This window comes from Sphingomonas trueperi (assembly GCF_011927635.1).
Classification (GTDB): Bacteria; Pseudomonadota; Alphaproteobacteria; order Sphingomonadales; family Sphingomonadaceae; genus Sphingomonas; species Sphingomonas trueperi.
On record NZ_JAATJB010000001.1, the window covers coordinates 618,999 to 631,787 of the forward strand.

The window sequence follows — 12,789 nt, forward strand, 5'->3', positions numbered from 1 at the left end:
GCGCGGGGGCGTGGCCGGCGCGGCTACGCCCCCGTCGTCACGACGAGGCGCTGGAGGACGACATTGTCGTCGATCCGCCAGACCTTCACGACATGCCGGCCGGGCGCCACCGAGGGAAACCGCGCGGCGAGCGTGCGGCCATTTTCCTCGACCGCCTTGTTCCAATCGCGCTGGGCCTGGGTGGTCGTCGCATTGGGGGCGGGGACGAGGCTGTCGGTGAGGATCTGCACCGGGCCATCGTTGACCGACACGCCGAGGCGCTGCTGGTTGCGGCCGGTGGTGTCGAGCGTCGGCACCAGCTCCAGCGCCACCTCCAGCGGGCCGCCCTTCGGAACCGTCACTGCATAATCGACATGGACGCCGTCCGCCGCGGCGGTGGCAGGGCGCCCCTGCGGAAAGGTCGTCACGGCGCCCAGTGTGCGACCGAGATGCGGCACCCGGCGCCAGTTTAGCCCCTTGCCGCCGCTGGCGGACACGAAGTCCGGCGCTTCGATCACGATCTGATCAGCGGGCAGCGTAGGCGCGACGAAGACGATCGGCGCGGCCTTGCCGTCGACGCGGCGCACCGCCGGCATCACCTGCTGCCTGGGCTCCTGCCAATTTGTATAGCCGATATGGGTCTGGGCCATCATCCCGTCCCATTTGCCGCCGTTCAGCGCGTGATAGGCAGCGGTGATCTCCGCGTCGCGGGCGAAGGCGCGCTCGGCCTGCTCGGCGAAGCCGTTCGCGCGGGCATCGCCGGCGGCGGCGAGGCGGCGGTTCCAGGCGACGGCGTAGTAGAGCCGGTAGACGTTCGCGACGGCGAGGATCGGATGCTCGACCAGCTGGAACCAGGCGTCGCGCGCGTCGGCGGCAATGCGCGGCTTCACCGCCGCCATGTCGCGCTCCAGCGCCTCCCATTCGGCGACCACGCGGCCGAAGTCGCCGCCGTCCAGCTTGCCGTCGCTGCGGACCGGCCCCAGCGCGAAGCTATCGGCGTCGAGCAGCTCGGGCTTGCGCCGCGCGGCGAGCTGGCCATAGCGGGTGAGCAGCGCGCCGACCTTCTCCGCCAGCGCCGGCCCGAACGCCGCGCCCGCCCAACGCGCCGGATAGGCGGACATCGCCTCCAGCGTCATCGCCTCGGGATTCCAGGCCTGGTCGAGGAAGAAGCTCAGCGGATATTCCATCGGCTTGAGGTCGCCGACATTGACGATCCAGATCGTCCGCGCGCCCCGCTGCCAGGCGAGGTCCATCTGCTGCCAGCTCTTCTCGATCTGGTTGGTGTTCAGCCACTTGTAGTTGCGCGGCGCGCCGACATAATCGAAATGGTAATAGACCCCGTACCCGCCCTTGCGATTGAGATCGGCGGTGGCGAGGCGGCGGATCTGGCCCCAGTTATCATCGGCAAACAGCAGCGTCACATCGTCCGGCACGCGCATGCCGTGGTCGTAATAGTCCTGCACTTCCTTGTAGAGCGCCCACATCTGCGGCGTCGCCTCGGCCGGACGCCTGGTCGCGTCCGCCAGGATGCTGCGCTGGTCGGCGACGATCGTCTCGAGCAGCTCGGTCGCGGTGCCCTCCGCCATCGCCTCGTCGCCGTCGCCGCGCATTCCGACGGTGACAAGGCAGTCATAGCCCTTGCCGTCGCCCTTCGACATCATCCGTTCGATCCCGCCGCGCCAGAAGCGGCGGAGATTTTCGGCATTGGTCGCGTAATCCCATTTGCCGCCGGTGACGCCCTTGTCGGTGTTGCGGTGCCATTCCTCCTGCGCCCGGGTCATCGGCTCGTGGTGCGAGGTGCCCATCACCACGCCCATCGCATCGGCCAGCACCATGTTCCGGGGATCGTCGTCGTTGAACGCCTTGCCCCACATCGCCGGCCACAGATAATTGCCCTTCAGCCGCAGCAGCAGCTCGAAGACATGGGCGTACATCGCGGCGTTGACCCCGCCGAAATGCTTCTTGGCCCAGCCGCTGAAACAGGGATCCTCGTCGTTGATGAAGAAGCCGCGATAGCGCACCCGCGGCTGGTCGCGGCGGCTGCCGGGGGCGAGCGTCACGTCGGCGCGGCGGCGCACCGGCACGTCGGCGAACCAGTGCCAGGGCGAGACGCCGATCCGCTGCGAGATATCGTAGGTGCCATAGACCGCGCCGCGCCGGTCCGATCCGATAATCACCAGCGCCTGCGGCACGCCGGGGGCGGGGTGGTCGAGCACGATCTGGCGATAGGCTTCCCATTCGCCAGCCAAGTCGCGCACGTCGATCCGGCCGCCGCGTACCAGCGCGTCGAGGATCGGCGAGCGGCCGAGCTGGGCGATCAGCACCACCGGGCCCTGCGCGTTCTCCAGCCGCTGGACACGCTTGGGCGCAGTGCCGCCGACGCGCGCCAGATCCTGCGCGAACGCCTCCGCGACATGGGCGAGCGCGGGGTCGGCACCCGCCTCGACCAGCAGCGTCGCGGGCACGCCGCCGCGGATCAGCGGGAAGCCGGCGCCCTTGTCCTCCAGCACGCGCAGCGGCTCCGGTGCGGTGCCGGCACGCGCGCTTCCCGCCGCCAGCGCCGCAGCGGCGGCCGAGGCTTGCAACAGCGTGCGGCGATCGACCGCGCGCGTGGGATCAACGGGGGAGGACATCGCAACTCCTGGATTTTCTTATCATTGATAGCGCTATCATGCGCATTTGCGGCGTGGCGGGCAAGCCCGAAACCGGCACAGCGCGATGCTAGCGGCCCCTTGCGGAGTCCGCCCCCGCAGCGCTAGGCGCCGCGCATGACCAGCACCTCCTCGATCGGCGCCGAGCGCCTGGCCCGCCGCATGGCGCGCGGCTGCGAATTCCTGGGCAGCGAGGTCGCCATTCTCGGCGGCGCCATGTCCTGGGTGTCCGAGCGCAACCTCGTCGCCGCCATCTCCAATGCGGGCGGCTTCGGCGTGATCGCGTGCGGCGCGATGAGCCCCGCGCTGCTCGACGCCGAGATTGCCGCGACCAAGGCGCTGACCGACAAGCCCTTCGGCGTCAACCTCATCACCATGCACCCGCAGCTGTTCGAGCTGATCGACATATGCGGGAAGCACGGCGTCGGCCATGTCGTGCTCGCGGGCGGGCTGCCGCCGGCGGGCTCGCTCGATGCGATCAAGGGGCACGGCGCCAAGCTGATCTGCTTCGCGCCCGCGCTGAGCCTCGCCAAGAAGCTGATCCGCTCGGGCGTCGACGCGCTCGTCGTGGAGGGCATGGAGGCCGGCGGCCATATCGGCCCGGTGTCGACCAGCGTGCTGGCGCAGGAGATCCTGCCCGAGGTGGCGAGCCAGGTCCCCGTGTTCGTCGCAGGCGGGATCGGCCGCGGCGAGGCGATCGCGGGCTATCTCGACATGGGCGCGGCCGGCGTCCAGCTCGGGACGCGCTTTGCCGCCGCGACCGAGAGCATCGCCCATCCCAATTTCAAGAAGGCGTTCATCCGCGCCTCCGCCCGCGACGCGATCGCGAGCGTGCAGATCGATCCGCGCCTGCCGGTGATCCCGGTGCGCGCGCTGAAGAATGCCGGCGGCGAGCTGTTCACCGCCAAGCAGCGCGAAGTGGCGCAGGCGCTCGACGCGGGCAGCGTGGAGATGGCCGAGGCGCAGCTCCAGATCGAGCATTACTGGGCCGGCGCGCTGCGCCGCGCGGTGATCGACGGCGATGTCGAGCATGGCAGCGTGATGGCGGGCCAGTCGGTCGGCATGGTCACCAAGGAAGAGCCGGTCGCGACGATCATCGAAACGCTGATGGCCGAAGCCGCGCACGCGCTGGAGAAGCGCGCGGCGTGATGCGCTGATTCCTCCCCCAGCTTGCTGGGGGAGGGGGACCGCCGCCGCAGGCGGTGGTGGAGGGGCCGCGCCGCGAGGCGCGGTGCTCCCCGTCACGCATTCCGCCGCTGGCGCGGCGGCCCCTCCACCACGCTGCTGCGCAGCGCGGTCCCCCTCCCCTGCGGTGCAGGGGAGGACCTGGTCGTGCCCGGGAGGATAGGCTTTCCGCGCTTTTGCTGCGCACCCGGCTTGGCGCGGGTGCGCACAATCTGTTACCGCTGACACATGGCCTTGACCGCAGCCGCCTCCGCCCGGGAAATCCTCACCCGCCTGCATGACCTGATGGCGAAACGGCTGCCGGTGCAATCGAAGCTCAACGCCGTCGCGAACATCATCGGCGAGGCGCTGCACAGCGAAGTCTGCTCGATCTACCTGCTGCGCGAAGGTGTGCTCGAGCTGTTCGCCACGCGCGGGCTGGCGCAGGAGGCCGTGCACGTCACCAAGCTGGGGCTGGGCGAAGGGCTGGTCGGCACGATCGCCGCGCATGTCGAGACGCTCAACCTCGACGAGGCGACCAGCCATCCCAATTTCGTCCATAACCCGGAGACCGGCGAGGACCGGTTCCACAGCTTCGCCGGCGTGCCGATCATCCGCCGCGAGCGGGCGGTGGGCGTGCTCGCCGTGCAGCATGTCGATCCGCGGCGCTATGCCGATATCGAGATCGAGGCGCTGCAGACCGTCGCGATGGTGCTCTCCGAACTGATCGCCAATGCCGAGCTGATCGATGCGGCGGGCGGCACCTCCACCCGGTTGCAGCCGACCGCGGCGGGGACGATCCGCGGCTTCCGGCTGGTCGAGGGCATGGCGCGGGGCGTCGCGGTATTCCACCAGCCGCGCATCGTCATCGAGCATACCGTCGCCGAGGATACCGAGGCCGAGCGCCACCGCGTCTATGCCGCGTTCGACAAGATGCGCGAGCAGATCGACCGCATGACCAGCCAGGCCGAGTTCGGCGTCGGCGGCGAGCATGAGGAGATCCTCGCCACCTACAAGATGTTCGCCTATGACGAGGGCTGGAGCCGCCGGATCAACGAGGCGATCGATTCCGGCCTGACCGCCGAGGCGGCGATCGAGCGCGTCCAGCAGCGCACCCGCCAGCGCATGCGCGAGATAGACGATCCGCTGCTCCGCGACCGGATGCACGATCTGGAGGACCTGTCCAACCGGCTGCTGCGCATCGTCTCGGGCCAGCTCGGCACGGCGGCACAGCTGGGGCTGCGGCAGGATTCGATCCTGATCGCGCGCAATCTGGGGCCCGCCGAGCTGCTCGAATATGATCGGCGGCGGCTGAAGGGCGTGGTGCTGGAGGAAGGCTCGCTGACCGCGCACGTCACCATCGTCGCCCGCGCGATGGGGGTGCCGGTGCTGGGCCGCGTCCGCGAGATCCGCCGCGAGGTGGCCGAAGGCGACCTGCTGCTGCTCGACGTGGGCGAGGAGAGCGTGTTCGTGCGCCCTTCGCTGGCGATGGAGGAGGCGTTCGAGGCCAAGCTCACGCTCAGCCAGAAGCGGCGCGCCGCCTTCGCGCAGCTGAAGAACGTGGCGCCCGTGACCAAGGACGGGCACCGCGTGACGGTGATGGTCAATGCCGGCCTGCGCGACGACGTGTCCGCGCTCGACCTGACCGGCGCCGACGGCATCGGCCTGTTCCGCACCGAGTTCCAGTTCCTCGTCTCGGCGACCTTGCCGCAGCGCGAGGCGCAGCGGCGGCTCTACCGCGACGTGCTGGAGGCTGCGGGCGACCGGCCGGTGGTGTTCCGCACCGTCGACATCGGCGGCGACAAGGCGTTGCCCTATCTCAACCATGACGAGGATGGCGAGGAGGAGAACCCCGCGATGGGCTGGCGCGCGCTGCGCCTGGCGCTCGATCGCGACGGCCTGATGAAGGCGCAGGCGCGCGCGCTGATCGAGGCGGCGGCGGGGCGGACGCTCAACGTGATGTTCCCGATGGTCTCCGAGCCCTGGGAATTCGACCAGGCGCGCGCGCTGTTCGAGGCGCAGCATGCCTGGCTCGCCGCGCGCGGGCGCAAGATGCCGTCCGAGATCCGCTACGGCGCGATGCTGGAGGTACCGGCGCTGGCCGAGGTGCTCGACCTGCTGCTGCCCAAGCTGCAGTTCCTGTCGATCGGCACCAACGACCTCACCCAGTTCCTGTTCGCGGCCGATCGCGCGCACCCCAAGCTGGCGCTGCGTTACGATTGGCTGAGCCCGGCGATCCTGCGCTTCCTCAAGCGGGTGAGCGACCAGGCGCGTGCGGCGGGCGTGCCGGTGGCGGTGTGCGGCGAAATGGGCGGGCGACCGCTCGAGGCGCTGGCGCTGATCGGGCTGGGCATCGACCGGCTCTCGATTACCCCCGCCGCGGTGGGGCCGATCAAGGCGATGTTGCGCGGGCTCGATCGGGGCGCGGTGATGGCGGCGATGGAGGAGATGCTGCGGCATCCGGAGGCGCCGCTGCGCGACGTGCTGACCGGCTGGGCGGAGGCGCAGGGCGTCGAACTGGCCTGACCATCCACCGGAATGATTTCCTCCCGGCGTTGACAGCGATACGGCCGGGACGGCATCCCCTGCAGCATAAGGCGGACGTTCCAGGGTCCAACGCGTTCGCCGGAGGACAGAATGCAAGGCGACATGCCCGAAGAATCCACCCCGTCCACCGTGCGTCCCGGCGAGCGTCTGCGCGCCGCGCGCGAAGCCATGGGGCTGGATCTGCCCGAGATCGCCGCGCGTACTCGCATTCCCCAGCGCCACCTCGAAGCGATCGAGCAGGGCACCTATTCGGGGCTGCCGTCGATCACCTATGCCAGCGGCTTCGCCAAGGCTTATGCGCGCGCGGTCAATGTCGACGAAGTGTCGATCGCGCACGACGTCCGCGCCGAGCTCGGCCAGATCGAGCGGCCGGCGATCACCCCCGAATATCCGTTGCAGGAGCCGTCGCGCGCCGCACCGAGCGGGATCGTCTGGTTCGGCGTGATCGTCGCGCTGGTGATCGTCGCCGGCATCGGCATCTGGTACGGCACCGACTGGTTCCGTGGCGGCAGCGCCGCGCAGGGCGACAGCCTGGTCCAGCAGCTGGAGCCGACCCCCACGCCTACGGCCGCCGCCGCACCGACCCCGACGCCGACCGTTCCCGCGGTCGAGCACGTCACGCTCGTTGCGCGCGGCCCCGCCTGGATCCGCATCACCGACGCGACCGGCAAGAAGCTCGTCGAGAAGGAACTGGCCGCCGGCGAGCGCTACGACGTGCCCGACGATGCCGACCATCCGCGCATCCGCACCGGCCGCCCGGACCAGCTGCAGGTGCTGCTCAACGGCAGCGAAGTCGCGCCGCTCGGCACCGAAGTGAAGGTGATCGAGGCGGAGCTGACCTCGGCCGCGCTGCGCGCCCGCGGCCAGCCCGGTGCGACCCCGTCGCCGACGCCGGACGCGACCGCCGCCGCAACGCCGCTGCGCGACCGTCCGCTGCGCCGCCGCAGCACGCCCCGCGCGGACAGCACCGAAGCGAGCACCGTGCCCGCCACCACGCCGGCCGGCGACACGCCCAATCCCTGAGGGGGTGGCGCAAGCGGGCGCCGCTTGGCTATAGCGGCGCCACGCCTCCGTTCCCCGGGAGGCGCGTAAGGATTGATCGACGATGCGTATTGCTCTCGCAGCGGCACTGGCCTTTGCCGCGTTCGGCTTCAACGGCACCGCGATGGCGCAGGCCCAGGACGGCAATGTCGGTCAGCGCGTCGACAAGCTGGAGCGCGAGATGCGCGCGGTGCAGCGCAAGGTGTTCCCCGGCGGTGCCGGCATGACCGTCGAGCCGCAGATCACCCAGCAGGTCGACAACACGCCCCCCGGCGTGCCCGCGACCAGCCCGCTTGCCGACCTGACCGAGCGCGTCGCGGCGCTGGAAAGCCAGATCCAGACGATGACCGGCCAGATCGAGCAGAACCAGTATCGCATGCGCCAGCTGGAAGAGGCGTTCGGCGCCTACAAGGCCGCCAACGACGCGCGGGTGAAGGCGCTGGAGACGCCGCAGCCGGTTGCCGATGCCATGCCGACCGACGGCGCCGTTGCCGCTTCCGGCAATTCGGCGGCTTCATCGGCGCAGCCTTCGGGCGATCGTGCCGCCAAGGTCGCGGCGGTGGAGAAGCCGAGCACCGGCGATGCGGGCGAAGACCTGTATCTCTACGGCTTCCGCCTGTGGCAGGCCAAGCTCTACCCGGAAGCCGCCAAGGCGCTGGAGCAGTACAAGGCCAAGTACCCCTCCGGCAAGCGCGCCAGCTTCGCGCGCAACCTGCTCGGCCGCGTCTATCTCGACGACAACAAGCCGAGCCTCGCGGCGGTGGCGCTGTACGAGAACTACACCAAGGACCCCAATGGCGAGCGCGCGCCGGACAGCCTCTATTATCTCGCCCAGGCGCTGGTGAAGCTGAACAAGCCGTCGGGCGAGGTCTGCAAGGTCTATGACGAGCTGAACAAGGTCTATGGCCCCGGGCTCTCGGCCGAGATGCGCGCGGGCGTCGCCAAGGGCCGTGCGGATCAGCGCTGCAAGTGACGCGTCGCTGATCGACGCGATCGCGGGCGCGGACGTCGCCCGCTTCCTCGCCGACTGGCGCGCGGCAGCCGGGCAGGTGCCCGGCGCGGAGGCACCGGTCGGCGTTGCCGTTTCGGGGGGCACGGACAGCCTGGCGCTGCTGCTCCTCGCCCGTGCCGCCTTTCCCGGTGCCGTGGTCGCCGCAACGGTCGATCACGGCCTGCGCGCGGAATCGGCAGAGGAAGCCGCATTCGTCGGCACGCTCTGCGCGCGCATCGGCGTGCCCCATGCGATCCTGCCGCCCCGTCCCGAAATGCTGGCAGGCGGCAACCTGCAGGATCGTGCGCGGGCGATGCGTTATCGTTGCCTCGCCGACTGGGCGAGCGCCGCTGCTGCCCCGTGGGTCGCCGTGGCCCACCAGCAGGACGATCTCGCCGAAACCTTCCTCCTGCGCGCCCGGCGCGGGGCGGGGCTGGGCGGCCTCGCCGCGATGCTGCCCTGCCGGCCGCTCCGCATCGGCGCGCCGACCATGCTGGTCCGCCCGCTGCTCGGCTGGTCGCGCGCCGAGCTGGCTGCCTTGGTCCACGCCGCCGGCATCGCGCCCGTCGAGGACCCCTCCAACCGCCACCCCCGCTTCGACCGCAGCCGGGTCCGACGCCTGCTCGCCGAGACGCCTGAACTGCCGCCCGCACGCCTCGCCCTCGCCGCGACCAACCTCCGCGATGCCGAGGCCGCGCTGGACTGGATGGCCGAGCGCGAATGGGCCGCGCGCGCGCAGGTCGAGGATCGCAAGGTCGCGCTCGACCTTGCCGGTCTCCCGCGCGAACTCCGCCGCCGCCTTGTCGCCCGCGCGCTCAAAACCACGGCCGACGCCCCGCCCCTGCGCGGTTCCGGGCTTGACCGGCTGATCGCCGCGGTGGATGCCGGGAAGGTGGCGACCTTGGCCGGAGTCGTGGTGCGACCGGGGCCCCGCTGGCGCTTCGCGCCGGCGCCCCCGCATCGATCACCATGATCGACGTTGTTCCATTGTCATTGACGCCGCCGCGCCTATCTTAGGGCTTGAAAGGTACCGGGTACACGATGAGCGATAACGGCAAGCAGCAGGGTCCGGAAAACGGGGGCAACAACCCCTGGATGAAGAGCCTGCTCATCTGGGTAGGTATTCTCGCAGCCCTGGCGCTGTTCGTCACCTTGTTCGACACTCGCACCGCGCAGCCCGCGGGCAATGCGATTCCCTATTCGACCTTCCTCGACAAGGTGCAGTCGGGCGACGTCAAGGACGTCAACATCGCGGTCGGCTCCGGGGTGATCACCGGCAGCACCAGCGAGGGCAAGTTCCGCACCAACAATCCGGGCGATCCCAAGCTGGTCGAGACGCTGCGCTCGAAGGGCGTGGTGATCAACGCACGGCCCGAGGACAGCCCGTCGATCTGGCAATATATCCTCGTCCAGTCGCTGCCCTTCCTGCTCTTCCTCGGCATCGCCTTCTTCGTGCTGCGCCAGATGCAGAAGAATTCGGGTTCGGGCGCTATGGGCTTCGGCAAGAGCCGCGCCCGCCTGCTGACGCAGAAGGAAGGCAAGGTCACCTTCGACGACGTCGCGGGCATCGACGAGGCGCGCGAGGAGCTGCAGGAGATCGTCGAGTTCCTCAAGGACCCGTCGAAGTTCGCACGCCTCGGTGGCAAGATCCCCAAGGGCGCGCTGCTGGTCGGCTCGCCCGGTACCGGCAAGACGCTGCTCGCCCGCGCGATCGCCGGCGAGGCGGGCGTGCCCTTCTTCACCATTTCGGGTTCGGACTTCGTCGAGATGTTCGTCGGCGTCGGCGCGAGCCGTGTCCGCGACATGTTCGAACAGGCCAAGAAGTCGGCGCCGTGCATCGTCTTCATCGACGAAATCGACGCGGTCGGCCGTTCGCGCGGCGCCGGTCTGGGCAACCAGAATGACGAGCGCGAGCAGACGCTGAACCAGCTGCTGGTCGAGATGGACGGCTTCGAGGCGAACGAAGGCATCATCATCGTCGCGGCGACCAACCGCCCCGACGTGCTCGATCCGGCGCTGCTGCGTCCGGGCCGCTTCGACCGCCAGGTGCAGGTGCCGCGCCCCGATATCGAGGGCCGCGTGAAGATCCTGCAGGTGCACATGAAGAAGGTGCCGATCGCACCCGACGTCGACGCCCGCGTCATCGCGCGCGGCACGCCGGGCTTCTCGGGTGCCGATCTCGCCAACCTCGTCAACGAGGCGGCGCTGCTCGCGGCCCGTCGCGGCAAGCGGCTGGTGGCGGCGCAGGAATTCGACGACGCCCGCGACAAGGTGCTGATGGGCGCCGAGCGCCGCTCGATGGTGATGACCGACGACGAGAAGCGGATGACCGCCTATCACGAAGCCGGCCACGCCCTGGTGTTCGCGCACGAGCCGACCGCCGATCCGATCCACAAGGCGACGATCATCCCGCGCGGTTTTGCCCTCGGCATGGTCCAGCCGCTGCCGGAGCGCGATTCGTACAGCTATCACCGCGACAAGATGCACGCCGACATCGCCGTGGCGTTCGGCGGCCGCGTCGCCGAGGAACTGATCTTCGGCTATGACAAGGTGAGCTCGGGCGCCTCGAACGACATCATGCAGGCGACCCGTCTCGCCCGCGCGATGGTCACCAAATGGGGCCTGTCGGACAATCTCGGCCCGCTCGACTTTTCGGAGAGCGAGGACAGCTTCACCGGCTATTCGGTGGCGCGTTCCAAGCCGATGTCGGACGAGACCGCGCGGCTGATCGATGCCGAGGTGAAGCGCTTCGTCGAGCAGGGCCTCAACCGCGCCCGGCAGATCCTGGGCGATCATATCGACCAGCTCCACACCATCGCGCTGGCGCTGCTCGAATATGAGACGCTGACCGGCGAGGAGATCAAGAAGCTGATCGCCGGCGAGACGCTGGATCGCGGCGACCCCACCGGCACGCCGGGCATGCCCGCGGTGGGCGGCACCTCGATCCCCAAGACGCGCAAGCTCAAGGATCCGTTCGGCAACCCGGCACCGCAGGGGGCCTGACGCTCCCCGGCATTGCCAGGGTCCGCTTCGCACCGTTAGAGAACGCTTCCGGGAACCCTTCCCGGGAGCGTTTTTCCTATGCGACGACTGTTTCTGGCGGCCGGTGGACTGATGCTGGTGGCGGTGCCCGCCCAGGCGATGAGCGTGGCCGAGTTCCTCGCCAAGGTGAACGCGCTCAAGGCCAAGGGCGCGATGGCGATGTTCTCCTCGGACATCGGCGTGCTGAAGCGGGAAGTGGAAGGCGCCTCCGATGCCTATCGCGGCGACCTCGCTGCAGCCGCCGCCGCGGGCAAGAAGCCGAGCAGCTGCCCGCCGCCCAAGGGGCAGAGCAAGATGGGCAGCAAGGATCTGATCGCCGCGTTCGAGAAGATCCCGCCGGCGCAGCGCGGGATCAGCGTGAAGGCGGCGTTCGCTGCGATGATGCAGCAGCGCTTCCCCTGCAAGTGATCCTGCAAACATAGGATAGTATTGGCGAAATCCTCGGAACGGCCGTTGTTTGCAGGCAGTTGGTGGGTCGCCGTCCGGCACCGCAATGCCGGGCGCATCGAGCATACGAAGCGCAAGGAGCGGACCGATGGACTATCGCAAGCTGGGATTTGGACTGGGCGTTTTCTCGATCGGGCTCGGCATCGCCGAACTCGCCGCGTCGAAGCGCATTGCGCGGGGCTTGTCCGCGGAAGACCATGACGGCGTGGTGCGGGCGTTCGGCGCGCGCGAGCTGCTGGCGGGCGCGGCGCTGCTTTCCGGACCGGCGCATAGCGTCCGCGTGTGGAACCGGGTGGCCGGCGACGCGATGGACATCGCCGCGCTCGGCCTCGCCGCGCGGCGGGCGCCGCAGAACAAGGCGGTCTGGGGCGCGATCGCCTTCGTCGCGGCGGCAACGGTGATCGATATCGTGACGGCGATCGGGCTGGATCGCACCACGGGGAAGACGTTGCCGGTCGGACAGGAGGAGGCCGAGAGCGCGGCCGCGGCGGAGACGCCGTCGGTGACGGCTGACAAGCCAACCTCGATCGAGCCGGGCGGCGCGCAAGCCCTCGCGTCGATGGTGGGGTGACGTCTCTGCCCCCTCCCGCAAGCGGGAGGGGGCAGAGAAGGCAGGAGTCGGATGTTGCTACTCCCCCTTGGTGGTCGCGTTGGGGTTGGGCCCGCCCTCATAGTTTATATGGCTCTGCCCGCCATGGCCCATCAGGTGGCCGGGGCCTTCCTTCTTCGCCTTTTCCGGATAGGGATTCGGATAGGCGCCGCCTTCGCTCTCGCCTTTGGGCCGCCCCTGCGTCTCCACGTCCGAGACACCGTCGGGCGCGCCCTTTTGCGCACCGCCGCCGCTCGCCTGCATCGGCTGTTTGTCGCTCATTCGCCAAGCTCCTGATTGTTCGTGTTGCGCTCGCAAATCAACGAAGCGGTGCGCAT

General features: G+C 69.6%; 10 protein-coding genes. 8 read left to right on the forward strand and 2 right to left on the reverse strand.

Annotated features, from left to right (window positions below):
* Positions 1 to 23: 23 nt before the first annotated feature.
* On the reverse strand, positions 24 to 2,612 hold the full coding sequence (locus tag GGR89_RS02885) for a glycosyl hydrolase 115 family protein (protein ID WP_167712701.1): 2,589 nt from the start codon (positions 2,610 to 2,612) through the stop codon (positions 24 to 26).
* 135 nt (positions 2,613 to 2,747) lie between these two features.
* Here GGR89_RS02885 and GGR89_RS02890 point away from each other — a divergent pair, with 135 nt between their 5' ends.
* The 8 genes from GGR89_RS02890 to GGR89_RS02925 all read left to right on the forward strand — a co-directional run bounded on the left by GGR89_RS02890 (position 2,748) and on the right by GGR89_RS02925 (position 12,433).
* Complete coding sequence (locus GGR89_RS02890) at positions 2,748 to 3,779, forward strand: NAD(P)H-dependent flavin oxidoreductase (RefSeq protein ID WP_206431115.1); 1,032 nt, start codon at positions 2,748 to 2,750, stop codon at positions 3,777 to 3,779.
* 264 nt (positions 3,780 to 4,043) lie between these two features.
* Entirely contained in the window at positions 4,044 to 6,320 is a 2,277-nt protein-coding gene (ptsP, locus tag GGR89_RS02895) for a phosphoenolpyruvate--protein phosphotransferase (protein WP_125976843.1), read from the forward strand.
* Between the two features lie 123 nt (positions 6,321 to 6,443).
* On the forward strand, positions 6,444 to 7,364 hold the full coding sequence (locus tag GGR89_RS02900) for a helix-turn-helix domain-containing protein (protein WP_241218024.1): 921 nt from the start codon (positions 6,444 to 6,446) through the stop codon (positions 7,362 to 7,364).
* Positions 7,365 to 7,446: 82 nt separating this feature from the next.
* On the forward strand, positions 7,447 to 8,355 hold the full coding sequence (locus tag GGR89_RS02905) for a tol-pal system YbgF family protein (RefSeq protein WP_125976841.1): 909 nt from the start codon (positions 7,447 to 7,449) through the stop codon (positions 8,353 to 8,355).
* Positions 8,333 to 9,346 carry a tRNA lysidine(34) synthetase TilS gene (gene tilS, locus GGR89_RS02910; RefSeq protein ID WP_125976840.1) on the forward strand — a complete coding sequence of 338 codons (1,014 nt, stop codon included), beginning with the start codon at positions 8,333 to 8,335 and terminating at the stop codon, positions 9,344 to 9,346. The genes GGR89_RS02905 and tilS overlap by 23 nt, the downstream gene beginning before the upstream one ends.
* A gap of 68 nt (positions 9,347 to 9,414) precedes the next feature.
* Positions 9,415 to 11,376 (forward strand): ATP-dependent zinc metalloprotease FtsH, encoded by a 1,962-nt coding sequence (gene ftsH, locus GGR89_RS02915; RefSeq protein ID WP_125976839.1) that lies wholly within the window; start codon positions 9,415 to 9,417, stop codon positions 11,374 to 11,376.
* Positions 11,377 to 11,454: 78 nt separating this feature from the next.
* A complete protein-coding gene (locus GGR89_RS02920) occupies positions 11,455 to 11,823 on the forward strand; it encodes a hypothetical protein (RefSeq protein ID WP_125976838.1) in 369 nt (122 codons plus the stop codon).
* Positions 11,824 to 11,950: 127 nt separating this feature from the next.
* Complete coding sequence (locus GGR89_RS02925; protein ID WP_125976837.1) at positions 11,951 to 12,433, forward strand: hypothetical protein; 483 nt, start codon at positions 11,951 to 11,953, stop codon at positions 12,431 to 12,433.
* A 57-nt stretch (positions 12,434 to 12,490) separates the two neighbouring features.
* Here the strand turns inward: GGR89_RS02925 and GGR89_RS02930 are convergent, their stop codons facing one another.
* Entirely contained in the window at positions 12,491 to 12,733 is a 243-nt protein-coding gene (locus GGR89_RS02930; protein WP_125976836.1) for a hypothetical protein, read from the reverse strand.
* Positions 12,734 to 12,789 lie beyond the last annotated feature (56 nt).

Excerpts from the sequence above, each read along its gene's own strand:
- GGR89_RS02885 (WP_167712701.1), bottom strand. The coding sequence starts at position 2,612 with ATGTCCTCCCCCGTTGATCCCACGCGCGCGGTCGATCGCCGCACGCTG.
- GGR89_RS02890 (WP_206431115.1), top strand. The coding sequence starts at position 2,748 with ATGACCAGCACCTCCTCGATCGGCGCCGAGCGCCTGGCCCGCCGCATG.
- ptsP (WP_125976843.1), top strand. The coding sequence starts at position 4,044 with ATGGCCTTGACCGCAGCCGCCTCCGCCCGGGAAATCCTCACCCGCCTG.
- GGR89_RS02900 (WP_241218024.1), top strand. The coding sequence starts at position 6,444 with ATGCCCGAAGAATCCACCCCGTCCACCGTGCGTCCCGGCGAGCGTCTG.
- GGR89_RS02905 (WP_125976841.1), top strand. The coding sequence starts at position 7,447 with ATGCGTATTGCTCTCGCAGCGGCACTGGCCTTTGCCGCGTTCGGCTTC.
- ftsH (WP_125976839.1), top strand. The coding sequence starts at position 9,415 with ATGAGCGATAACGGCAAGCAGCAGGGTCCGGAAAACGGGGGCAACAAC.
- GGR89_RS02920 (WP_125976838.1), top strand. The coding sequence starts at position 11,455 with ATGCGACGACTGTTTCTGGCGGCCGGTGGACTGATGCTGGTGGCGGTG.
- GGR89_RS02925 (WP_125976837.1), top strand. The coding sequence starts at position 11,951 with ATGGACTATCGCAAGCTGGGATTTGGACTGGGCGTTTTCTCGATCGGG.
- GGR89_RS02930 (WP_125976836.1), bottom strand. The coding sequence starts at position 12,733 with ATGAGCGACAAACAGCCGATGCAGGCGAGCGGCGGCGGTGCGCAAAAG.